Below are 20,897 nucleotides of genomic sequence, written 5' to 3'. Positions count from 1 at the left end.
GCCCGGTGCCCGGCGGCGCAACGCAGGAGTTGCACATGCCGGCTGATTTTGCGCAGCGTGTCGTGGCCTGGCAGCGCAGCCATGGGCGCAGCGAGCTGCCATGGCAGAACACGCGCGATCCGTACCGCGTATGGCTGTCGGAGGTCATGCTCCAGCAGACCCAGGTCTCGACGGTGCTCGGGTACTTTGCGCGCTTTCTCGAACGCTTCCCTACGGTGCGGGCCCTGGCCGACGGTACGGAGGACGAGGTGTTCGGACTCTGGAGCGGCCTGGGCTATTACAGCCGCGCACGCAACATGCACCGCTGCGCCCAGGAGGTGGTTGCGCGCTTCGGCGGAGAGTTTCCGCGGACCGCGGCAGAGCTCACCACCCTGCCGGGCATCGGCCGTTCCACCGCATCGGCAATTGCGGCCTTCTGCTTTGGCGAGCGCGTGGCAATTCTCGACGGCAACGTGAAGCGCGTGCTGACCCGCGTGCTCGGCTTTGGCGGAGACATGTCTTCGTCGGCGCAGGAGCGCGCGCTCTGGGACCGGGCCACGCAGCTGCTGCCGCCTGACGGGCAGAAGGAAGCCATTGCGGGCTACACGCAGGGCGTGATGGATCTGGGCGCCACGGTCTGCTTGCCGCGCAAACCGAGCTGCATGATCTGCCCGGTGAACAGCATCTGCACCGGCCTGCGCGAAGGCCAGCCGGAGCGCTATCCCGTCAAGACACGCAAGCTCAAGCGCAGTGCCCAGTCGCTCTGGACGCTGCTGGCGCGCGACGCGCAAGGCCGCGTCTGGCTTGAGAAGCGTCCCGCCAAGGGGATCTGGGCCGGCCTCTATTGCCTGCCGGTGTTCGAAAGCCGTGAAGACCTGCTGGCCGCACTGCCGCCGGCCGCGCAGCGCAAGGCGCAAGACCTGCCGCCCTTTGTGCACGTGCTGACCCACAAGGACTTGCATCTTCACCCGGTGATGCTCCAGGGCGGCCAGCCGCAAGGCGAGACCGCGCGCTGGGTGGATGCGGAAGAGTGGGGGCGGCTCGGGTTGCCGGCGCCAATGCGCAAGCTGCTGGAAAGCAGCGCAGGCTAGCTGCTCAGATTGCGTCGAGTTCGCGGTGCCGCTTGAGGGCACCCCAACGGGCGCCAAAGGCACGTGCCAGCTGTTCGACCAGGAAAACCGATCGGTGCTGGCCGCCCGTGCAGCCGATTGCAACCGTCACGTAGCTGCGGTGGTCTCGCGCCAGCGCATCGAGCCAGCGCGAAAGAAACTGCTCGATGTCATCGTACATGCGTGCCACGTCTTCGTGCTCGCGCAGCCATTCGACCACCGGCGCGTCGCGGCCGGTGAGCGGCCGCAAGGTCGGCACGTAATGCGGATTGGGGAGCATGCGCACGTCGAACACGTAGTCGGCGTCCAGCGGCACGCCGCGCTTGAAGGCGAACGATTCGAACACCAGCGTCAGCGCGCTTTGCGGCGCGGAGATCAGCGCCTTGATGTAGCTCTGGAGCTGCGCCGGCCGTATCAGGCTGGTGTCGATCACGTCGGCGCCGTCGCGCAGGTCGGCCAGCAGCTCGCGCTCCAGTTCAATGGCTTGTATCAGCGCGCGCTCCTGCTCGGGCGCGTCGGTGCGGCCCTCCTGGCGCGACAGCGGGTGCCGCCGACGGGTTTCCGAATAGCGCCGCAGCAGGGCATCGGTGGTGGCGTCGAGAAACAGCGAACGCAGCGAAACACCGTCGTGCCGCAGCGCCTCGAGCTGCTGCGGGACGATCGGCAGCGACACGCCGCTGCGCACGTCCATGGCAATGGCAACGCGCTTGGCTTCCTGTTCGTGCTGCAGCGCGATGAACGGCGTCAGCAATTCGGGCGGCAGGTTGTCGACGCAGTAGTAGCCCGCGTCTTCCAGTGCATGCAATGCGACGGATTTGCCTGAACCCGACATGCCGGTGATGAGCACCAGATCGAGGTTCATCACAGCGTCGCCGACGTCTTGTGGCCCAGCATTTCGCGGGCATGCGCCAGCGAAGTGTGCGAAACCTTCTCGCCGCCGAGCATGCGGGCGATTTCCCGGGCGCGGTTCTCGTCGTCCAGGCGCGAAACGCCGCTTTCGGTGCGCGGGCCGTCCTGGCCGGCCGCGGCCGTCTGGCGCTTGGCCACCACCAGGTGGTGATCGGCGCACGCAGCCACTTGCGGCAGGTGCGTAACGGCCAGAACCTGGCGGTCGCGCCCGAGCTGCTTCATGAGGCGCCCCACGGTCTCTGCAACAGCGCCGCCCACGCCGGCATCGACCTCGTCGAAGATCAGCGTTTGCGCGGCGCCAAGCTGGCTCGTGGTGACCGCAATGGCCAAGGCAATGCGGGAAAGCTCGCCGCCCGAAGCCACCTTGCCGATGGGGCGGGGCGTGCTGCCCGGATGGCCGCTCACCAGAAAAGCGACGTCTTCGAGCCCGGCGCGGCCCGGCTGCGCGAGCGGCTGCAGTTCGACCTCGAAGCGGCCGCCCTGCATGCCCAGCCCCTGCATGGCTTGTGTGACCGCTTCGGACAAGCGCGGTGCGGCCTGCTTGCGAGACTTGGCGAGCGCCTTGGCTTCCTTCATGTAGGCCTGCTGCGCAGCCTGTTCGGCGCGCTCCAGGCCTTCGAGGTCGCTTTGTGCGTCCAACGCCTTCAACTCGGCTTGCCATCCCGCCAGCAGCGCGGGCAGGTCGTCGGGCGTGCGCTTGTAGCGGCGCGCCAGCGACATCCACAAGCCCATGCGCTCGTCCAGTTCGGCAAGGCGCTGCGGATCGGCCTCTGCGTCGCGCAGGTAGCCGTGCAGCGAATGCGCGGCGTCTGAGGCCTGCGCCACGCTGGAGGCCAGCACTTCGCCGAGCGCGCGGAATTCGGGCTCGATGTGCTCGCAGTTCTGCAGCAGCGTCACCGCGCGCGAGAGCGCCGCCAGGGCGCCGTTGTCGTCGTCTTCGAGCGCCTGACTTGCGCCCTGCGCCGCGTCGATCAGCGCCTGCGCGTTAGAGATGCGCGCGTGGTTGGTCGAGAGCTCTTCCCACTCGCCTTCGGCGGGCGCCAGCTTCATCACTTCGGCAATCTGCCATTGCAGCCGTTCGCGCTCGCGCTGCAGAGAATCCTGCGCGGAGCGCGCATTGTCGAGCGCCGAGATCGCCTGCCGCCAGCCGTGCCAGGCTGCGTCGAGCGCATCGGTGCGCACGCCGGCATAGGCGTCGAGCAGGCCGCGCACGGCCTCGGGGCGCGTCAGGCTTTGCCATGCATGCTGGCCGTGAATGTCGAGCAGGCGGTCGCCGAGCTCCCGCAATTGCGTGGCCGTGGCCGGGCTGCCGTTGATCCAGCCGCGGCTGCGGCCTTGCAGGTCCACCGTGCGGCGCAGCAGCAGAGCGTCGCCGGATTCGAATCCGCCTTCGTCGAGCCAGGCCGCGAAGGCCGGGTCGGCATCGAATTCAGCGCTCACGTCGAGGCGCTCGGCGCCCTCGCGCACCGCGCCTGCATCGGCGCGATTGCCCAGCGCCAGCTGAAGCGCGTCGATCAATATGGATTTGCCCGCGCCGGTTTCGCCGGTGAGCACCGTAAAACCGGCGGACAGGTCGAGTTCGAGTGATCGCACGATCACGAAGTCGCGCAGTGCGATGCGTCGCAGCGCCATCTCAGGAGCCCCCTTCGTTCCAATGTAGTTTCTTGCGCAGCGTGTCGAAATAGCTCCAGCCGCGCGGGTGCAGAAAGCGAACCCGGAAGTCGGAGCGCCGCACCACCACCCGGTCGCCAATGGCGAGCGAAGCCAAGGACTGCATGTCGAAATTGGCGCTGGCGCCGCGCCCCGACACCAGTTCGATCACGATCTCGTCGGCGTCGGGCAGCAGCACCGGGCGGTTCGACAAGGTGTGCGGTGCAATGGGCACCAGCACCCAGCCCGGCACCGCCGGGTGCAGCAGCGGCCCGCCGGCCGACAGCGCATACGCCGTCGAGCCCGTGGGAGACGCAATGATCAGCCCGTCGGCGCGCTGGTTGGCCACGAAGTGCCGGCCCACGGAAACCCGCAACTCGACCATGCCCGAGGTGGAGTCGCGGTTCACCACCACATCGTTCATTGCCAGCGCGTCGAAAACCGACACACCGTCGCGCATGACCTGCGCATGCATGAGACTGCGGTGGTCTTCTTCGTATTCGCCGGCCAGCATGGGAATCAGCGTGGCCTGGTAGTTGTCGAGCGGAATGTCGGTGATGAAGCCGAGCCGGCCGCGGTTGATGCCGATCAGCGGAATGCCGTAGCACGCCAGTTGCCGGCCAATGCCCAGCATGGTGCCGTCGCCCCCGACCACCAGGCCCAGGTCGCAGCGCTGCCCGATTTCTTCTACGCTCAGCGCCTCGTAGCGGCCGCCTGCGATGGCGTCCGCAGCGGCCTCTGCAGCAGCGGATTTTTCGACGAAAACAGTGCACCCTTGCGATTCAAGGAAGGCGCCGATATCTTCCATGACGCCGTCGCGCGCGTCCGCTTGCGCCCGGGCGCCTGAAGCCTGGTATTTGCCGATCAGGGCGACGTTGCGAAAGCGGGAAGTCATGTACAAATTACAACACTAAAATCTTGCAATGCTGGACGACCGTGCCAAGTTGCTCCTCAAGACTTTGGTGGAGCGTTACATCGCCGAAGGCCAACCGGTCGGGTCGCGGACTTTGTCGCGCGCGCCGGGGCTGGACCTTTCGCCCGCGACCATCCGCAACGTCATGTCGGACCTCGAGGCGCTGGGGCTGATTGCAAGCCCGCACACCTCCGCCGGCCGCATTCCCACGGCCCGTGGCTACCGGCTTTTCGTCGACACCATGCTCACTGCCGAGCGCGAGCAGATGAGCGCGCCGAGCCTGGCGCCCGACCAGCCGCAGAAGGTGATAGCCAACGCGGCCAGCCTGCTGTCCAACCTGTCGCAGTTCGTGGGCGTCGTCATGGCGCCTCGGCGGGCGTCAGTGTTCAAGCAGATCGAGTTCCTGAAGCTTTCCGAGCGGCGGCTGCTGGTGATCATCGTCTCGCCGGACGGCGACGTGCAAAACCGCGTGATCTTTCCCGAGGCCGACTATTCGCAGTCGCAACTGGTCGAGGCGTCGAACTACATCAACGCCCACTATGCGGGGCTGACCATCGAGCAGGTGCGCGACCGTCTCCAGTCCGAGGTCGAAAAGCTGCGCGGCGAGATTGCGGCGCTGATGCAGGCGGCCGTCAAGGTCAGCTCCGAGGTGCTTACCGAAGCGCAGGAAGACGACGTTGTGATCTCCGGCGAGCGCAACCTGCTCTCGGTGACCGACTTCTCCAGCGACATGGGCCAGCTGCGCCGCGCCTTCGAACTGTTCGAGCAAAAGGCGCAGCTCATGCGGTTGCTCGACGTGTCGAGCAAGGCAGAGGGCGTGCGCATCTTCATCGGCGGCGAGAGCCAGGTGGTGCCGATCGAAGAGCTTTCCATCGTCAGCGCCAACTACGAGGTCGATGGGCAGGTCGTGGGCACCCTGGGCGTCATCGGCCCGACGCGCATGCCTTACGAGCGCATGATCCAGATCGTCGACATCACCTCGCGCCTGGTCAGCAACGCGCTGAGCCACCGTAAGTAAGGCGCACGGCGAATAGAATCGGGGTCTCTCGTGGGCCGTTAGCTCAGTTGGTTAGAGCAGCGGACTCATAATCCGTTGGTCGATGGTTCAAGCCCATCACGGCCTACCACTTGCATTCATTTCTCAGCTGGTCCGGTTTGGGCCAAAAATGGATGCTATAATCGATAGCTGTGCGGCTGTAGCTCAGTTGGATAGAGTACTTGGCTACGAACCAAGGGGTCGTGGGTTCAATTCCTGCCAGCCGCACCACTCTCTTAAAGGGTTAGGACATCAACGTGTCCTAACCCTTTTTCTTTTGCCTATCGGCATGCCAGAGAGGGCCCCCCAGGCAAGGTGGTCACATCGATGGGATCGCTGCCGATGCTTGTGGCAAACCACCGAAAGGTGTTCGTCCGGTTGTCGCCGCGGCCCGTGGTCCGCACGAACAGATAACCCGAGGTTGCATTGCCCAACCCGTCGACCGGAATGCCCGCGGCCCGCAGCGCCGCGACTTCGGCGCTGGCGCTCATACCGTAGGGCAACTGCAACGTGATGGTCGCGTTATGAATGACCTGAGTGACCATTGCTTCCCACCAGAGTCCATAGAGCTCGGAGCTTCTCTCCCGTTCAACTCATCAGTAGCAAGCCTCGGGAATTAAGAATGTGACTTATTTCACGTGAAGACGAAAATGTTAACGTTTATCGATACCGTAACAATTAGTCCGTAAGACATAGGTCGAACCCTGCCGGCCGGGGAAACGGCTTAGAGTGAATCATGGGTACTCACGCAAAAAGACTCGCATTTCCGCTCCTTTTCTTGCTGTCCTTGGCCACAGGTTCGGTCTGGGCAGGAAAGATCACCTGCATTCCGGGCGCAAACAGCGGAACCGCCTCGTCCCTCAATTCGATCCGCAGGATTTCAATCGACGAGCACTCGCGCACCGTCAACATGGACGTCGTTCGCTCCAGGACGAAAGACACGGAAACCATGGGCAAGCTGAGAGCGGACCTGGTGAACATGGAAGAAAGCCAGTCCGGTGAGCCCGTCTATGTCTTCAACTCCATCCCGACGGTCGGGGTCGAAACCACGAGCCTCTTCAAACTCTTCAAGACAACGGAGTGGCGCCTGATGAGCGCCGGCGTGACATTCGTGAACAAGGTGCCCGTGCTGCGCGCCGTCGAACAAAGCGTGGTTTTCGACTGCAAGCGCTCCGACCTGGGGTGAAGCAAGCCGGCCCGGTACGCAAGGCCTCGCCCCCAAGGATCGGGGCACAATATGTTGAACGGGCGACTCAGGAGTTCGCCGCACTTCATCATGAAGGCCTGCAATGAAAGTTGCGGGCCTTTTTAAATTCGGAGGTTTTGCCTTGAGCAAAGCATTCACCAAGGAAACCGACGCCGACGAAGACGACGACGGCGGCGAAAGCGCCGGCCCGGCGCTGCCCAGCGGAAGCAAGAACTACATCACGCCAGCGGGATATGCCCGGCTGCGCGACGAATTGCTGCAATTGATGGACGAAGAGCGCCCCAAGGTCGTCGAGGCGGTGCATTGGGCGGCCAAGAATGGCGACCGCTCGGAGAATGGCGATTACCTCTACGGCAAAAAGCGCCTGCGAGAAATCGATCGGCGCATTCGCTTTCTGACCAAGCGGCTGGAGATTGCCGAGGTGACCGACCCCTCGGTGCACCACGGCAGCGATCAGGTTTTCTTTGGCGCCACGGTGCGCTATGCCGATGAAACCGGCGACGAACGCAGCGTGACCATCCTGGGCATCGACGAAGCGGACAGCGCCCAATCGCAAGTCAGCTGGATTTCGCCTATCGCGAGGGCCTTGCTCAAGTCACGCGAGGGCGACGTGGTGAAGCTCGTGACGCCGGGCGGCACGCATGAGGTCGAGTTGCTGTCTGTGAGCTATCCCGCTCCGGGTTCAGGCACTGCGGCGTAAGCGCGCCGCTGCTTCAGGCGAAATTTCAGGGCGCGGGAACCGTCCGCGCGGCCGTCAGCACCGACGCTGTTCGCCGCGCCGCACGCAACACCGCGTCGAGATGGCTTCGATCACGCACGGCAATCACAAAGCGCAGGTCGGTTGAATCCTGCGGCGTTTCGTCGGCCATTTCGACGTGCGTGATGTCCGCTTCGGCGTCCGCCAGCGTCGCGGCCACGCGGGCCAGCACGCCCTTGTCGTTGCGCACGGTTATCACCACGCCGGTTTCGAAAGCACGGGTGGGCTCGTCGGCCCATTCGACTGCGAAAAAGCGCTCGCTGTCCTTGTGCCGCAGGCGTTGGCCGACGCCGCAGCTTTCGGTGTGCACCACCAAGCCTTCTCCGTGCCCAAGGTAGCCGACGATCTCATCGCCCGGAATTGGACGGCAGCACAGTGCAAAGCGAACAGAGGAGTTTTCGCTCCCGTCCAGCGTCACGGCGCCCTGCGAAATGGTTTCGTGCGAAATGAAGCGCTCGCGGCTCAGTAGCAGCGCATCCGGCCGCTCGCCCAGTTCGGAGAGCATGGCCACGAGCCGCTTGGCGACGATGCTGGCAATTCGCTTGCCCAAGCCGATGTCTGTCAGCAGCTCGGCGCGGGTGCGGTTGCCGGTAAAGCGCAGCAGCTTTTCCCACAGCGCCTGATGCTCGGCATCGTCGGCCGGCAACTTGCTGAGGCCTTCGGCACGCAGCGCCTGCGCGAGCAGCTTTTCGCCGAGGCCTTCGGATTCGGCGTGCGCCAGCGTCTTCAAATAATGGCGGATCTTGGAGCGCGCGCGTCCGGTTCGCACAAAGCCCAGCCAGGCCGGGTTGGGCGTCGACACGGGCGCGGTAATCACCTCGACCACGTCGCCGTTCTTCAGTTCAGTGCGCAGCGGCACCTGGTCGCCGTTGATGCGCGCGGCGGAGGTGTGGTCGCCGATGTTGCTGTGAATGGCATAGGCAAAGTCGACCACCGTGGCGCCGCGCGGCAGCGCCAAAATCTGGCTCTTGGGCGTGAACACGTAGACCGCATCGGGAAACAGGTCGACCTTGACGTGGTCCCAGAACTCGGCGGCGTCGCGGGTTTCGTCCTGGATGTCGAGCAGCGACTGCAGCCACTTGGTGCCGAGCCGGTCGTTGCTTGCCGCATTCGGCTCCGCGGCCTTGTAGAGCCAATGCGCCGCCACGCCGGATTCGGCCACCACGTGCATGGCCTCCGTGCGCAGCTGAAACTCCACGTTCACGCCCGCCGGGCCCACCAGCGTGGTGTGCAGCGACTGGTAGCCGTTGAGCTTGGCAATGGCGATGTGGTCCTTGAACTTGCCCGGCAGCGGCTTGTACATCTGGTGCAGGATGCCCAGGCCCGTGTAGCAGGCGATCACGTTCGGCACGATCAGCCGAAAACCATAGATGTCGGTCACCTGGGCAAAGCTCAGGTGCTTTTCTTCCATCTTGCGGTAGATGGAATAGAGCGTTTTCTCGCGCCCAGCAATCCGCAGCGTCATGCCGGCGGCCGAGAAGGCGGTCTCGACCTCTTTCTGCACCTTCTGGATCAGGTCGCGCCGGCGCCCTCGCGCCTTGGCCACGGCCTTGGACAAGGTGGCGTAGCGCCAGGGCTTCAGGTGGCGGAACGACAGCTCTTGCAGTTCGCGATACGTCTGGTTCAGGCCGAGACGGTGCGCGATGGGCGCATAGATCTCGAGCGTTTCGCGCGAGATGCGAGCCCATTTTTCGCGCGGCGCATCGTCCAGCGTGCGCATGTTGTGCGTGCGGTCGGCCAGCTTCACCAGAATGACGCGCACGTCGCGCGCCATGGCCAGCAGCATCTTGCGGAACGATTCGGCCTGGTTTTCTTCGCGCGTGTTGAACTGCAGCTTGTCCAGCTTGGTGAGCCCGTCGACCAGCTCGGCAACCGGGGCGCCGAAGCGCTCGATCAGCTCGGGCTTGGTAACGCCGCAATCCTCGATGGCGTCGTGCAGCAGGGCGGCCATCAGGGCCTGCGCGTCGAGCTTCCATTCGGCACATTGCGCCGCCACGGCAATCGGGTGCGTAATGTAGGGCTCGCCGCTGTTGCGCAGTTGGCCCAAGTGGGCCTCGTCGGCAAAGCGGTAGGCGCGGCGGACCAGCTCGGTGTCCTCGGGGCTCAGGTAATCGAGCCTGGCCGTCAGCGCGGCAAAGCTTGCGGCGGCCGCATTCAGCGCCGCCGGGCTCGGCTTTGGCGTGCCCGAAGGGGCATGGGACTGATGTTTGGCAACCGCACTCATGGCTACCACTTTAGCGTGACCGCTGTATGGACGCGTCCAGACGTAAAAAAAGCACCGCTTTGCGGTGCCTTTTCGTTGCAGGGCTGCGTCAGATCAGCCCGGCACCTTCTTGAGCATTTCAATGCCGATCTTGCCTTCGGCGATCTCGCGCAGGGCGGTCACGGCGGGCTTGTTCTTGCTTTCGATCTTGGGCGCATGGCCTTGGCTCAGCATGCGCGCACGGTAGGTGGCGGCCAGAACCAGCTGGAAGCGGTTGGGGATCTGAAGCAGACAATCTTCGACGGTGATGCGGGCCATGATGAGAATCTTTCGGTCAGTGAGCAGGAAATCAGGGGATGTTCAGTGCGGCAAATGTGTCGGCACGTGCGCGGCGTTGTGCAGAGTACCGAAGCCGCTGAGCGTGGACGATCGCCTTGAGATCGAAAAGCGCGCGCTCAAATAACTCGTTGATTATAACGAAGTCGAATTCCCCCGCCCGGGCCATCTCTTCGGCGGCATTCTTGAGCCGCAGCTCGATGACGGCGGCACTGTCTTCGCCGCGCCGCTCCAGCCGGGAGCGCAGTTCTTCCCAGCTTGGCGGCAGGATGAAAATCATGACCGCGTTGGCAAAGGTCTTGCGGATCTGGATCGCGCCCTGGAAGTCGATTTCCAGAATGACGTCCGCCCCCTGGGCAATTCGCTCTTCAATGGCCTTTTTGGAGGTGCCATACCGGTGGCCGTGCACATGGGCCCATTCCACGAAGCCGTCCGCGGCAATCATGGCGTCGAACTCCGACGGCGAGGTGAAAAAGTACTCCCGGCCGTGCTTTTCTTGCCCGCGCGGTGGCCGGGTGGTGTGCGAAACCGAGGGCTGAACGGCCGTGTCCAGCTCCATGAGCGCTTTGACCAGGCTCGATTTGCCGGCACCGCTGGGTGCCGCCACCACAAAAATGTTGCCCGGATAGTCCATTCGCTCGCTCATTCGATGTTTTGTACCTGTTCGCGCATCTGCTCGATCAGCACCTTCATGTCCACGCCAATGCGGGTGAGCTCCAGCGCTGCGGACTTGGAGCCCAGTGTATTGGCCTCGCGGTGCAGTTCCTGAATCAAGAAGTCCAGCCGCTTGCCGATTTCGCCGCCCTTCTTGAGCAGCCGCTCGATCTCGTCCAGGTGCGAATTGAGGCGCGTGAGCTCTTCCGCCACGTCGATGCGAATCGCAAAAGCCGTCGCCTCGTTCAGCGCCCGGTCTTGCGCGGCCTCGGGCAGGGTGCCGCCCGTCAGGCCCATGGCCTCTTGCCAGCGTTCCAGGAAGCGCGCCCGCTGCTGCTCGACCAGTTGAGGAATCAGCGGGCCGGCCTGTTCGACCAGCGTGCGCAGCTGGGCCAGGTGCGCTTCCAGCATCTTGGCGAGCCGGGCGCCTTCGCGTTGGCGGGCGGACATCAGCGCTTCCAGCGCCTTGCCGGCCACGTCGAGCAGGTCGCTGCCCCAGTCGCCGCGGGTGGTGCCGTCGCCGCCGGCCAGCCGCAAGACGTCGGCCACGCTGAGTTCGCGGGCGCCCGGCAGCCAGGCCTTGATGCCGTCTTGCACGCCGTTCAGCCGCTGCAGCAGCTTGACCGAGGGCTCGGCAATGCCGCCCTGGGCCGTGTTTTCGATGGCGGCCCGCACTTCGACCTTGCCGCGCTTCAGCTTGCCCGTGAGCAGCTCGCGCAGCGCGGTTTCATGCTGGCGCAGTTCTTCGGGCAGTTTGAAGGTGAGGTCGAGAAAGCGGCTGTTGACCGAGCGTATTTCGACCCCGAGTCGGCCTGCGGCGGTAGGCCGTGCTTCGGCTTCGGAGTGGCTGCCAACGGGGCCGTTCTGGCCACTGGCATAGCCGGTCATGCTGTAAACTGGCATTGCGCCTCACTGTGGTTTTTGCTGTATGCACCGAGGCGTCGGCATGGCGTTCGCTTGCCGCACCATCGCCTTCGGGCGAAACTCCCGGATTATGTCAAAGGTCAAGCCTTCGCCCCTGCTGCCCGATACGGTCATTGGCGGTTACCGCATCGTTCGCCGGCTTTCAGCAGGCGGGTTTGGCGTCGTCTATCTCGCCATCGACCCCAGCGGACAGCAGGTTGCCATCAAGGAATACCTGCCTTCCTCGCTGGCAACCCGCGGCCCCGGCGAGCTCACACCCGAGGTCGCGCCCGAAAAGCTCTCGCTCTACCGGCTCGGCCTGAAGAGCTTTTTCGAGGAAGGGCGCTCGCTCGCGCAAATCTCGCACGCCTCGGTGGTCAGCGTTCTCAACTTCTTTAGAGAGAACGAAACCGTCTACATGGTCATGAACTACCTGGAGGGCGCCACCCTGCAGGACTTTGTGGTGACCGCGCGCGACCTGAAACGGCCCAAGGTCTTCCGCGAATCGACCATCCGCTCGCTTTTCGATGAAATTCTGCGCGGCCTTCGCATCGTGCACCAGTACAAGATGCTCCACCTGGACATCAAGCCCGCCAACATCTTTGTTACCGACGAAGACCGCGCCGTGCTGATCGACTTTGGTGCCGCGCGCGAAGTGCTCAGCAAAGAGGGCATCTTCATCCGCCCCATGTACACGCCCGGCTTTGCCGCCCCCGAGATGTACCGGCGCGACTCGTCCATGGGCCCCTGGACCGACATCTACGCCATTGGCGCCTGCATCTACGCCTGCATGCAGGGCTACCCGCCCAACGACGCGCCGCGCCGCATCGAGAAAGACCGGCTCAGCCTGTCGCTGTCGCGCCTGCGCGGCGTGTACTCCGACAACCTCATCGAAGTGGTTGAATGGTGCATGTCGCTCGACCCGCTTTCCCGTCCGCAATCGGTCTTTGCGCTTCAAAAAGAACTCAGCCGCGAAGGCGAGCGGCGCTACACCAAGCTCACCGTGGGCGAGAAGGTGCGGCTTTCATTCGACAACATCCGCTCCTTCGACAAGAAGGCCCTGCCCAGGGCCGCGGCACCTACCACCCGTCCGGCATGAAATTCTCGGTATTCCAGGTCAGCCGCAAAGGCGGCCGCCTCAAGAACGAAGACCGCATGGGCTATTGCTACACGCGGGAGTCCGGCCTTTTTGTGCTGGCCGACGGCATGGGCGGCCACCCCGAGGGCGAGGTTGCGGCCCAGCTTGCGTTGCAGACCATTGCCGCGCTGTATCAGCGCGAAGCCCGCCCAACCGTCAAGGACGTGAAGGCCTTCTTGGCGGAATCGGCCATGGCGGCGCACCAGCAGATCATGCGGTACGCCAGCAACAAGGCCATGCTCGACACGCCCCGCACCACCGTGGTTGCAGCCTTGCTGCAGGGCACCACGGCCACCTGGATGCATTGCGGCGACTCGCGCCTTTACGTGGTGCGCGATGGCCGCCTGCTCACCCGCACGCGCGACCATTCGCATGCCGAGCGCCCGCGCCCCCACGGCTCCGACATGCCCGTCAACCGCAACCTGCTGCTCACCTGCCTGGGTTCGCCGACCACGCCGCTGTTCGATATTTCTGCCCCGCTGCAACTGCAGCGCGGCGACCGCATCATGCTGTGCTCCGACGGTGTGTGGGGCGTGCTCGACGACGCCGTCATCGTGCACACCCTGTCTTCCGACAAGCCCGTGTCCGACGCCGCGCCAGACCTGGCCGAAATGGCGCTTCGCAAGGGCGGCGCCCACAGCGACAACGTCACGCTCATTGCGCTCGAATGGGAAATGTCCGATTCAAAGCGCGAAGACCGCGGCGTTTCGACCGAAACCATCGACGACGGCGTGTTTGCCTCCACCATTCAGGCCGGCATGCCCTCCGACGGCGAGATCGACGACATGGACGAAGACGCCATCGAGCGCTCTATTGCCGAAATCAACGAAGCCATTCGCCGTTCTGCAGCCAAGAAAATCTGATTCCACGGCTGCTTCGGCTCGCGGAGCTGCCTCCGCTTTTGTTTCTTACATACCTCTAAAAAAATGACTGCTTTCACACGAAGCGGCGGCCGTGCCGCCGACCAGCTGCGCCCCGTTCGCATGACCCGCGGTTTCACCATTCACGCTGAAGGCTCGGTGCTCATCGAATTCGGCCAGACCCGCGTGCTGTGCACCGCCTCCGTTGAAGAGCGCGTGCCCCCGCACAAAAAGGGCAGCGGCGAAGGCTGGGTAACCGCCGAATACGGCATGCTGCCGCGCGCCACCCACACCCGCAGCAGCCGCGAAGCCGCCAAGGGCAAGCAGACCGGCCGCACGCAAGAAATCCAGCGCCTTATCGGCCGCTCGATGCGCGCCGTGTTCGACCTGGCCGCCCTGGGCGAGCGCACCATTCACCTCGACTGCGACGTGCTGCAGGCCGACGGCGGCACCCGCACTGCCGCCATTACCGGCGCCTTTGTTGCCGCGCAAGACGCCGTCAACAAGCTGCTGGCCGCAGGCACCATTCCCGCAACGCCCATCCGGGGCCACGTGGCCGCCATTTCTGTCGGCATCGTCGGCGGCACTCCGCTGCTCGACCTGGAATACACCGAAGACTCCGCCTGCGACACCGACATGAACGTGGTGATGACCGGCGCCGGCCATTTTGTCGAAGTGCAGGGCACCGCCGAAGGCGCGGCGTTTTCGCGCGACGAGATGAACATCCTGCTCGGCCTGGCCGAAAAGGGCATTGGCGAACTCATCGTCATGCAGCAGCAGGCGTTGCTCGCTAAATAAGCAATGGCGGCAATGCAACTGGTCTTGGCATCAAACAACGCCGGCAAGCTGGCCGAGCTTCAGCAGCTGTTTGCAGAGCTGTCGGTCACGCTCGTGCCCCAATCGGCACTGGGCGTGGGCGAGGCCGAAGAGCCGTTTCGCACCTTTGTAGAAAACGCCTTGGCCAAGGCGCGCCATGCCAGCGCCGCCACCGGCCTGCCCGCCATTGCAGACGACGCCGGCCTGTGCGTTGATGCATTCGGCGGCCTGCCCGGCGTCGACACCGCGTTTTATGCCACTCAGTTCGGCTACGCCAAGGGCGATGCCAACAACGTGAAGGCCCTGCTCGAGCAGCTGAACGGCGTGGCCAACCGCCGCGCCGCGCTCGTCAGCACCCTGGTTGCGCTGCGCGGCCACGACGACCCCGAGCCGCTCATCGCCGTAGGCCGCGTGGTCGGCGAAATTACCCAGGCCCCCATTGGCGACAACGGCTTCGGGTTCGACCCCGTCATGTACCTGCCCAGCTTTGGCAAAACCTTTGCCCAACTGCCGCCCGAGGTAAAAAACGCGAACAGCCACAGGGGCCAGGCGGCAAAGGCCATGCTCGCGCTGATGCGCGAACGCTGGTTCTGACTGGCTGACTGACTGAATTCAATGGCCACCGTGTTTCCCATTCAGCCGGCGCAGGCCGCGGGCGCCCCGCAGGCCAACGACGTGCTGCACTGGATGCGGCCCGGCCCGCTGCAACTGGCCGCGCTGCCGCCCTTGTCGCTCTACATTCATTTGCCGTGGTGCCTGCGCAAGTGCCCTTACTGCGACTTCAACTCGCACGAGTGGCGCGCCACCAGCGAGGCCGAGGCCGAAGGCATTCCTGAAGCGGCGTACCTCGATGCGCTCATTGCCGACCTGGACGCCGCGCTGCCCCTTATCTGGGGCCGCACCGTTCACACCATATTCATCGGCGGCGGAACGCCCAGCCTCTTTTCGCCCCAGGCCATCGACCGCCTGCTGGGCGATGTGCGCGCCCGCCTCAAGCTCGCGCCCGAGTGCGAAATAACGCTTGAAGCCAACCCCGGCACCTTCGAGCGCAACCGCTTTCGCGCCTACCGCAGCGCCGGCGTAACCCGCCTTTCAGTGGGCGTGCAAAGCTTTAACGACGAGCACCTGAAAGCCCTCGGCCGCGTGCACGACCGCGCCCAGGCCATTGCCGCAGTGGAAGAGGCCGCCAGCGCGTTCGACACCTTCAACCTCGACCTGATGTACGCCCTGCCGGGCCAGACCATCGAGGGCCTGGACGCCGACCTGAGCCAAGCGCTGGCCCTCGCGCCGCCGCACATATCGGTGTACCACCTCACCATTGAGCCCAACACCTGGTTCGCCAAGTTTCCGCCCGCACTGCCTGAAGATGATCTGGCCTACGCCATGCTCGACCGCATTACCGAGCGAACCGCTGCCAGCGGCATGGCCCGCTACGAGGTTTCTGCCTATGCGCGCAGCGGCCACACCTGCGCGCACAACCTCAACTACTGGCAGTTTGGCGACTACCTTGGCATTGGCGCCGGCGCCCACAGCAAGCTGAGCTTTGCGCACCGCATCGTGCGCCAGGTGCGTTACAGGGAGCCGCGCCTGTACATGCAAAACGCCAGTGCCGGCATGGCCGTGTCGCAAAGCGATGAGGTTGCGCTGGCCGACCTGCCGTTCGAGTTCATGCTCAACGCGCTGCGCCTGAAAGAAGGCTTTACGCTGCCCCAGTTCAGCGAGCGCACCGGCCTTGCCATGACCAGCATTCAAAAAGGCCTGGAAGAAGCCGAGCGCAAGGGCCTCATCGCCCGCGATCTGCACCGCGTGTGGCCCACCGAACGCGGGCTGGATTTTTTGAGCGACCTTCAGACGCTTTTCTTGCCCGAGGATTGAAGGGCCAGCGTCAGCATAAAATCGACGGTTCCGGAGAGTTGGGTGAGTGGTTTAAACCAGCAGTCTTGAAAACTGCCGACGTGAAAGCGTCCGTGAGTTCGAATCTCACACTCTCCGCCAGTTGTCGATGTCCCTCATCGACGCTCGGCCGGTTCGATATCCTTACCCATCTTTTCACCCATCCGCCGGCGGTGCGACTGTGTGAGACGGTGTGGCCCAATCGAAGAGAATTCCTACCACGGATTTGCGAGCGCGAACGCAGTCGTTAGGTGGATATATGTGCAGCTATCAGTAGTGCGCACCATATGTGAGAGAAATCGGTCGACCGATCTGAGTGCCCCTATGCTCAGCCGACCCGGCGCATTTCTATGTCTCGCCCACAGGATATTCGTGGGGATAGAGAAACCGTGTGCAAAGCTATGACGGATTCTCAGAATTTCATCGAGCCGATCACGAGTCTGAGGGCCGCTTAACCCGCCTCCCGGCCAATGCCAATCATTTATCGGGTCATAGCCGAGATGAGTCATCAGCAGCCGCCGCGAGTTCTCGGCGTTGGGCGTATTGAACCTGCCTATCTCGGCGTTGCTTATCGAAGTGAGCAAAGACAGCACTGCCGAGGCTCGAACATGAGCCGGATCGACAAGAGCCGCCTGTGCCTCTTTGACAAGTCGCTCCAAGTACGCTTCCCACGACGCAACAAGCATGGCGAGAGCAGCATGAAGGCACGTCGCGCGGTGCGCCTCCATCGTGACGCGATTATTTGGTTTCGCCGACGCGGCGCTGATAAGTAGGCGTGCCGCCTCGCGAGCTCGCAAGAACTCCGCCTGCGCCTTCGATGTCATCAGAGTCTCGCGACAAACGTCCGCAGAGCCTGGGTATACCGATGAAGCGGTTCAGGATTGATTTGCACTCGATCGCCTGCAACGTCGTGCGGGCCCGCCTTCAAGCGATGTATTGGCACTCCGTTGGCTGCGGCGACGATGGAGGCGCCGTGATAGTCAGGAATATTCACTACTTCGCCGCTTGGGAGCTTCGTCGGAAACGAGAAAAGGGATCGATTCTTCTTGTGGATGCCGTCAATTGTCGACTTGATGGTCTTGCTCAGAGCTTCAAAGGCTTTGCTCGGCTTCCCGTCGTAGAGCGTTTGCCTGTTGCTAACCAAAGTGTGGACCTTCGGTGTGCTCACATTCTCGTCACGCGCTTTCTGCGCGAAGCTCAGCTTTGCGTACCCCGACATCCGGGCATCGGCCACGCCATACAACAATGCGATGACGTTCTCGATTCCCCTGCGTGAACTATCGTCGGCAGTGTATGGAATGACGAGAGCGTCGGAAGCGACCAGCGCCTGCTGCGTGTAGATCGCGAAGCTAGGGTTGCAGTCGATGACGAAAGTTGCGTTTCGAGGGGCGGATCGATCTTCGAGCGAAGTGCAAAGATCGCGAATCCAATTTTGAGTCCGCGCCCAGGCGTCGTTAGGCAGCGCTAGCTGTGACGCCTGGCGAATCGGCTCTGACAGAAGCTCAAGGAGATTGTCCCCACAGATCAGGAACAAGTTCTTTGGAATATAACCATTGAACTTGCTGGGCTGTGACACGAATCTTTCGATATCGTCGATCATCCTGAAGGGAGAGCTGAGTCGCTCTTCCAAGTATCCTGCAATGGTGCGCCGCGGCGTGTCTGCAAGTAGCCTGCTCATGGGGCGTGGGCTGGTTCGAAGACCACCAAGCAGGGTCTCGGAGACGTTTGCTTGCGGGCACAGATCGATGACGTAGATGTCAGTGTCGGGATGACGGTATGCATATTCGCACGCTGCGATGAAGCATAGAAAGCTCTTGCCGACGCCGCCCTTGTTATTCCAGAACGAGTATGAATTCATTGTTCTTTCACTGTTGGTGATGGTCGCAGTTGGTCGTTCCAGTGGAGGCGGACATTTCACTCAACATTTAGTGCTCGGCATTCTTGTTCCCTTTTAGGTAAGTTGCGTCAGTAACTCTGGGGCAGACACGCCTATCGCCTTGCACACTGCCACGAACTCGATCACGTCCAACTGACGTTCCCCGTTTTCGTACTTCGATACGAACGATTGAGGACGCTTCATACGATCAGCGACCTGAGCCTGGGTCAGTCCCGAGTCGGTGCGTGCCTGTGCAAGAAGCCGGCGGAGCTTCTTGTACGGTGGGGATTGCAGGCCGCGTGACACGCGGGCGAACGTACATCCCGTTTTAGAATATCCCAACTCAGGATGTCAAGGCAACAGTCTTGCTTAATCGAAAGGAGTTGGGATGATGGTTCGACGTGTGACATGGTGCGGCGCCACCACGGTACTTCTGGCGCTCAGCGCCTGTTCCTCCGGCAGCGAGATCAGCTGCTCGGCCCCTGAGGTGAAGACGACCCTCGAACAACTCGTGTGGGAGGGCGCCGAGGCAGCCATCGCGCGGAAGTGGTCCGTCCAGGACGGCAGGGAGATCATCGCCCTCGTGAAGCCACGACTCAGCCTGGACGTCAGCGAGATCGCCACCGTGCCGGCCGAGAAGGGCGGTCGCCCGACCTGCGAGGCCAGCCTCGTTGGCACCGCCACCCAGGACATCGACACCGGCAGCATGTCCCTGCGCGCCGCCATGGATCGCGACCCGAATCTCAAGGTCAGCGGCAAGGAACTGCGTGGCTCGGTCAAGTACACCGTCCAGCCCACCGACGACGGTAAGGGCTTCCGCGTCTCCGCGCGGGGCACCGACGCCTACTCGGCGGGCCTCGCAGGTCTGGGGGTCGCCTTTATGAACGAGGCGAAGCAAGCCAGGCTCGCGGAGGCCGGTAAGGACAGCTCAGGCAGCCCGGTCGTCGCGCAGCCGGTGGCTCCTGCAGTTACCACGGCGGAGCCACCGCCGCCGAGCGCCAGCGCGTCCGATCCGCGGGGTGACGCCGAGGCGGACCTGCAGACTGCAGACAAGGCCCTTAACGCGGCGTACCAGAACGCCCGTTCTGCGACGACGGAGGCTGGCAAGAACGCCCTTCGCGATGAGCAGCGAGCGTGGATCAAGACCCGCGACTCCGCCTGCAGCGAGGCCAAGATCAGCGCGGACAGCAAGGGCGACATCGCCGGCGGCTCCGCCATGGCCTTGGAGGTCGCCGGCTGCAAGGCCCGACTGACCGAGGCGCGCACGAAGCAGCTCGCAGCGAAGTCCTGATCGAGCGGAGCGCCCATGTACGACATCTACAGCAGCGACCACGGCGACCAGTGGCGCTACACCCTCGGCAAGAGCGGCCGGCGTCCCTTATTCACCATCGGTCTGAATCCGAGCACGGCGACGCAGGAGCGCCTTGACCCCACCGTCACGCGGGTGGAGAAGGTCGCGAAGCTCGCCGGGTTTGACGGTTTCCTGATGCTGAATTTGTGCCCGGTTCGCGCCACCGACTACCGCACCCTGCCGGCCAAGATCGACAAGGCCGCCTTCGACGCTAACCTCAATCAGATCGAGGCTGTTGTCGCTGAGCAGGCCGAGCCTGTCATCTGGGCGGCGTGGGGCCAGCCTGTGGTCTACCACGCCTTCTTCCTGCGGTCGCGAGACCAGCTCTACGAGCGACTCGCGAAGTACGCGCCCAGTTGGCGGCGGTTCGGTGAGCTCACGGCGACCGGCCACCCGCGCCACGCGAGCCGGCTGGACTACCGCTGGTCGCTGGAGCCATTTGACATCACCGCCTGAGCGGGCCGGGAACGCGCAGGGTGGGGGAGGTACCCCATGTTCCCGCGCGACGCGTCGTCACGGCGCAGCGCTCCGATTCGACTTGGCGACTCCAGCTTGCGCCGGCAGAGCCTCCGAGAGCTCGGGCTCGTGCCGCCTGCGCGCACGTCCTTGCGTAAGTGCGCTTCGAGGTGCCGGGGGACGTTGCCGCCACTCAGCACCCGAGGTCGAAGTACCGCTTGCGTGCTTGGTACAGCGCCACGTCAGCTTGGGCCTTCGCGTTGCCGGTGTAGCGCTGCGTAGCTAACTCCAGCTCAGGCAAGTGACTATCCAGTTGGCGGCACTCGCCCTGCTCGCGGGGCTGCAGCTTGACCCTGCGTCGCAACACGTCCATCTCTTCGCGCGACTTGCCGGTCAGTGGCTTCAGTGCGTCGTCGATCGAGCGGTTCAGCTCGGTGCGCTGCAGCTCCGTGCTCTTGCGTGACTTGCCCGACATCTTGTCGACACCTTCGTTCGGCGTCGCGTCAATGACCTTGGCGCCGACGCACGGCGAGTCGGAGTAGCTGACCTTGCCGGCGTTCTCGCAGCGGTAGACGGGTGGAGCGGCCCACGCGTGGGTGACGAGCAGCAGGAGGGGAATCGAGAGCAGAAGGTTCATGGCAGTGGGTTCTGTGCTGGCCCGAGTTGTACCTCACTGGATTCCCGCCCAGACCGGCCTGCCAGAGCGAGGACCGGGAGCGGGAAGCGGGAGGGGTGCTGCCGAGGATGGCGTCGAGTGCTTTCCGGCTCCCGTTCCTGGTCCACGTCCTAGGGGAGCGAACCGGGCGGGAATGGGCTGGAGACACCCGTGCCGCCCAGTTCAGATCATCCGA

At 63.8% G+C, this 20,897-nt stretch carries 23 protein-coding genes and 3 tRNA genes; 15 read left to right on the top strand and 11 right to left on the bottom strand.

Features of this window, described 5'->3' with window-relative positions; genetic code table 11:
- Positions 1-35 precede the first annotated feature (35 nt).
- Positions 36-1,070 (top strand): A/G-specific adenine glycosylase, encoded by a 1,035-nt coding sequence (gene mutY, locus V9K97_RS17905; protein WP_337319679.1) that lies wholly within the window; start codon positions 36-38, stop codon positions 1,068-1,070.
- Positions 1,071-1,074: 4 nt separating this feature from the next.
- On the opposite strand, the gene rapZ is transcribed toward mutY, so the two are convergent.
- The 3 genes from rapZ to V9K97_RS17890 are packed head-to-tail and all read right to left on the bottom strand — an operon-like array spanning position 1,075 to position 4,542.
- Positions 1,075-1,950, bottom strand: coding sequence for an RNase adapter RapZ (gene rapZ, locus V9K97_RS17900; RefSeq protein ID WP_258502210.1), 876 nt, complete (start codon positions 1,948-1,950; stop codon positions 1,075-1,077).
- Complete coding sequence (gene recN / locus V9K97_RS17895; protein WP_337319678.1) at positions 1,950-3,629, bottom strand: DNA repair protein RecN; 1,680 nt, start codon at positions 3,627-3,629, stop codon at positions 1,950-1,952. The genes rapZ and recN overlap by 1 nt, the downstream gene beginning before the upstream one ends.
- A 1-nt stretch (position 3,630) precedes the next feature.
- Entirely contained in the window at positions 3,631-4,542 is a 912-nt protein-coding gene (locus tag V9K97_RS17890; protein ID WP_126747024.1) for an NAD kinase, read from the bottom strand.
- Between the two features lie 28 nt (positions 4,543-4,570).
- Here V9K97_RS17890 and hrcA point away from each other — a divergent pair, with 28 nt between their 5' ends.
- From hrcA to V9K97_RS17875, 3 genes are all read left to right on the top strand, one after another.
- A complete protein-coding gene (gene hrcA / locus V9K97_RS17885) occupies positions 4,571-5,578 on the top strand; it encodes a heat-inducible transcriptional repressor HrcA (RefSeq protein ID WP_126747023.1) in 1,008 nt (335 codons plus the stop codon).
- 32 nt (positions 5,579-5,610) lie between these two features.
- Positions 5,611-5,687: transfer RNA gene (locus V9K97_RS17880), tRNA-Ile, on the top strand.
- A 63-nt stretch (positions 5,688-5,750) separates the two neighbouring features.
- A tRNA-Arg gene (locus V9K97_RS17875) sits at positions 5,751-5,827 on the top strand.
- Positions 5,828-5,877: 50 nt separating this feature from the next.
- On the opposite strand, the gene V9K97_RS17870 is transcribed toward V9K97_RS17875, so the two are convergent.
- Positions 5,878-6,141, bottom strand: a complete 264-nt coding sequence (locus V9K97_RS17870) for a hypothetical protein (protein ID WP_258502207.1) — start codon at positions 6,139-6,141, stop codon at positions 5,878-5,880.
- Positions 6,142-6,332: 191 nt separating this feature from the next.
- On the opposite strand from V9K97_RS17870, the gene V9K97_RS17865 reads away from it, so the two are divergent.
- Together V9K97_RS17865 and greB are read left to right on the top strand one after the other, a co-directional pair.
- Positions 6,333-6,782 carry a hypothetical protein gene (locus tag V9K97_RS17865; protein ID WP_337319676.1) on the top strand — a complete coding sequence of 150 codons (450 nt, stop codon included), beginning with the start codon at positions 6,333-6,335 and terminating at the stop codon, positions 6,780-6,782.
- A gap of 142 nt (positions 6,783-6,924) precedes the next feature.
- The gene (gene greB, locus V9K97_RS17860; protein ID WP_157615643.1) at positions 6,925-7,503 is read left to right on the top strand and encodes a transcription elongation factor GreB; all 579 of its coding nucleotides are present in this window, start codon (positions 6,925-6,927) and stop codon (positions 7,501-7,503) included.
- 25 nt (positions 7,504-7,528) lie between these two features.
- On the opposite strand, the gene V9K97_RS17855 is transcribed toward greB, so the two are convergent.
- The 4 genes from V9K97_RS17855 to V9K97_RS17840 form a co-directional block, all read right to left on the bottom strand.
- Positions 7,529-9,784, bottom strand: a complete 2,256-nt coding sequence (locus tag V9K97_RS17855) for a RelA/SpoT family protein (protein ID WP_337298594.1) — start codon at positions 9,782-9,784, stop codon at positions 7,529-7,531.
- A 93-nt stretch (positions 9,785-9,877) separates the two neighbouring features.
- The gene (gene rpoZ, locus V9K97_RS17850; RefSeq protein ID WP_021009011.1) at positions 9,878-10,081 is read right to left on the bottom strand and encodes a DNA-directed RNA polymerase subunit omega; all 204 of its coding nucleotides are present in this window, start codon (positions 10,079-10,081) and stop codon (positions 9,878-9,880) included.
- Positions 10,082-10,112: 31 nt separating this feature from the next.
- On the bottom strand, positions 10,113-10,733 hold the full coding sequence (gene gmk / locus V9K97_RS17845) for a guanylate kinase (protein ID WP_015867099.1): 621 nt from the start codon (positions 10,731-10,733) through the stop codon (positions 10,113-10,115).
- An 8-nt stretch (positions 10,734-10,741) separates the two neighbouring features.
- A complete protein-coding gene (locus tag V9K97_RS17840; protein ID WP_258502201.1) occupies positions 10,742-11,656 on the bottom strand; it encodes a YicC/YloC family endoribonuclease in 915 nt (304 codons plus the stop codon).
- A gap of 91 nt (positions 11,657-11,747) precedes the next feature.
- On the opposite strand from V9K97_RS17840, the gene V9K97_RS17835 reads away from it, so the two are divergent.
- The 7 genes from V9K97_RS17835 (at position 11,748) to V9K97_RS17805 (ending at position 17,136) form a co-directional block, all read left to right on the top strand.
- Positions 11,748-12,755: a serine/threonine protein kinase gene (locus tag V9K97_RS17835; RefSeq protein ID WP_126747017.1), complete on the top strand. Its 1,008-nt coding sequence runs from the start codon at positions 11,748-11,750 to the stop codon at positions 12,753-12,755.
- Positions 12,752-13,657 (top strand): PP2C family protein-serine/threonine phosphatase, encoded by a 906-nt coding sequence (locus V9K97_RS17830; RefSeq protein WP_337319674.1) that lies wholly within the window; start codon positions 12,752-12,754, stop codon positions 13,655-13,657. The genes V9K97_RS17835 and V9K97_RS17830 overlap by 4 nt, the downstream gene beginning before the upstream one ends.
- A gap of 63 nt (positions 13,658-13,720) precedes the next feature.
- The gene (rph, locus tag V9K97_RS17825) at positions 13,721-14,452 is read left to right on the top strand and encodes a ribonuclease PH (RefSeq protein ID WP_337319672.1); all 732 of its coding nucleotides are present in this window, start codon (positions 13,721-13,723) and stop codon (positions 14,450-14,452) included.
- A gap of 12 nt (positions 14,453-14,464) precedes the next feature.
- Entirely contained in the window at positions 14,465-15,064 is a 600-nt protein-coding gene (locus V9K97_RS17820) for a non-canonical purine NTP pyrophosphatase (protein WP_281151236.1), read from the top strand.
- Positions 15,065-15,085: 21 nt separating this feature from the next.
- A complete protein-coding gene (hemW, locus tag V9K97_RS17815) occupies positions 15,086-16,345 on the top strand; it encodes a radical SAM family heme chaperone HemW (RefSeq protein ID WP_258502196.1) in 1,260 nt (419 codons plus the stop codon).
- Between the two features lie 32 nt (positions 16,346-16,377).
- A tRNA-Ser gene (locus V9K97_RS17810) sits at positions 16,378-16,465 on the top strand.
- A gap of 368 nt (positions 16,466-16,833) precedes the next feature.
- Positions 16,834-17,136, top strand: a complete 303-nt coding sequence (locus V9K97_RS17805) for a hypothetical protein (RefSeq protein WP_337319671.1) — start codon at positions 16,834-16,836, stop codon at positions 17,134-17,136.
- Positions 17,137-17,186: 50 nt separating this feature from the next.
- Here the strand turns inward: V9K97_RS17805 and V9K97_RS17800 are convergent, their stop codons facing one another.
- Together V9K97_RS17800 and V9K97_RS17795 are read right to left on the bottom strand one after the other, a co-directional pair.
- Positions 17,187-18,221: a ParA family protein gene (locus V9K97_RS17800; RefSeq protein ID WP_337319670.1), complete on the bottom strand. Its 1,035-nt coding sequence runs from the start codon at positions 18,219-18,221 to the stop codon at positions 17,187-17,189.
- Between the two features lie 93 nt (positions 18,222-18,314).
- The gene (locus tag V9K97_RS17795) at positions 18,315-18,545 is read right to left on the bottom strand and encodes a helix-turn-helix domain-containing protein (RefSeq protein WP_337319669.1); all 231 of its coding nucleotides are present in this window, start codon (positions 18,543-18,545) and stop codon (positions 18,315-18,317) included.
- Between the two features lie 82 nt (positions 18,546-18,627).
- On the opposite strand from V9K97_RS17795, the gene V9K97_RS17790 reads away from it, so the two are divergent.
- Together V9K97_RS17790 and V9K97_RS17785 are read left to right on the top strand one after the other, a co-directional pair.
- Positions 18,628-19,530, top strand: coding sequence for a lysozyme inhibitor LprI family protein (locus V9K97_RS17790; RefSeq protein WP_337319668.1), 903 nt, complete (start codon positions 18,628-18,630; stop codon positions 19,528-19,530).
- Between the two features lie 15 nt (positions 19,531-19,545).
- The gene (locus tag V9K97_RS17785; protein ID WP_337319667.1) at positions 19,546-20,046 is read left to right on the top strand and encodes a DUF1643 domain-containing protein; all 501 of its coding nucleotides are present in this window, start codon (positions 19,546-19,548) and stop codon (positions 20,044-20,046) included.
- A gap of 193 nt (positions 20,047-20,239) precedes the next feature.
- Here the strand turns inward: V9K97_RS17785 and V9K97_RS17780 are convergent, their stop codons facing one another.
- On the bottom strand, positions 20,240-20,683 hold the full coding sequence (locus V9K97_RS17780) for a DUF4124 domain-containing protein (protein ID WP_337319665.1): 444 nt from the start codon (positions 20,681-20,683) through the stop codon (positions 20,240-20,242).
- Positions 20,684-20,897: the final 214 nt, after the last annotated feature.

The organism is Variovorax sp. CCNWLW186, from assembly GCF_037203865.1.
GTDB lineage: Bacteria > Pseudomonadota > Gammaproteobacteria > Burkholderiales > Burkholderiaceae_C > Variovorax.
The sequence above is the reverse complement of the archived record's forward strand: the minus strand, read 5'-3'. Positions and strand labels throughout refer to the sequence as shown.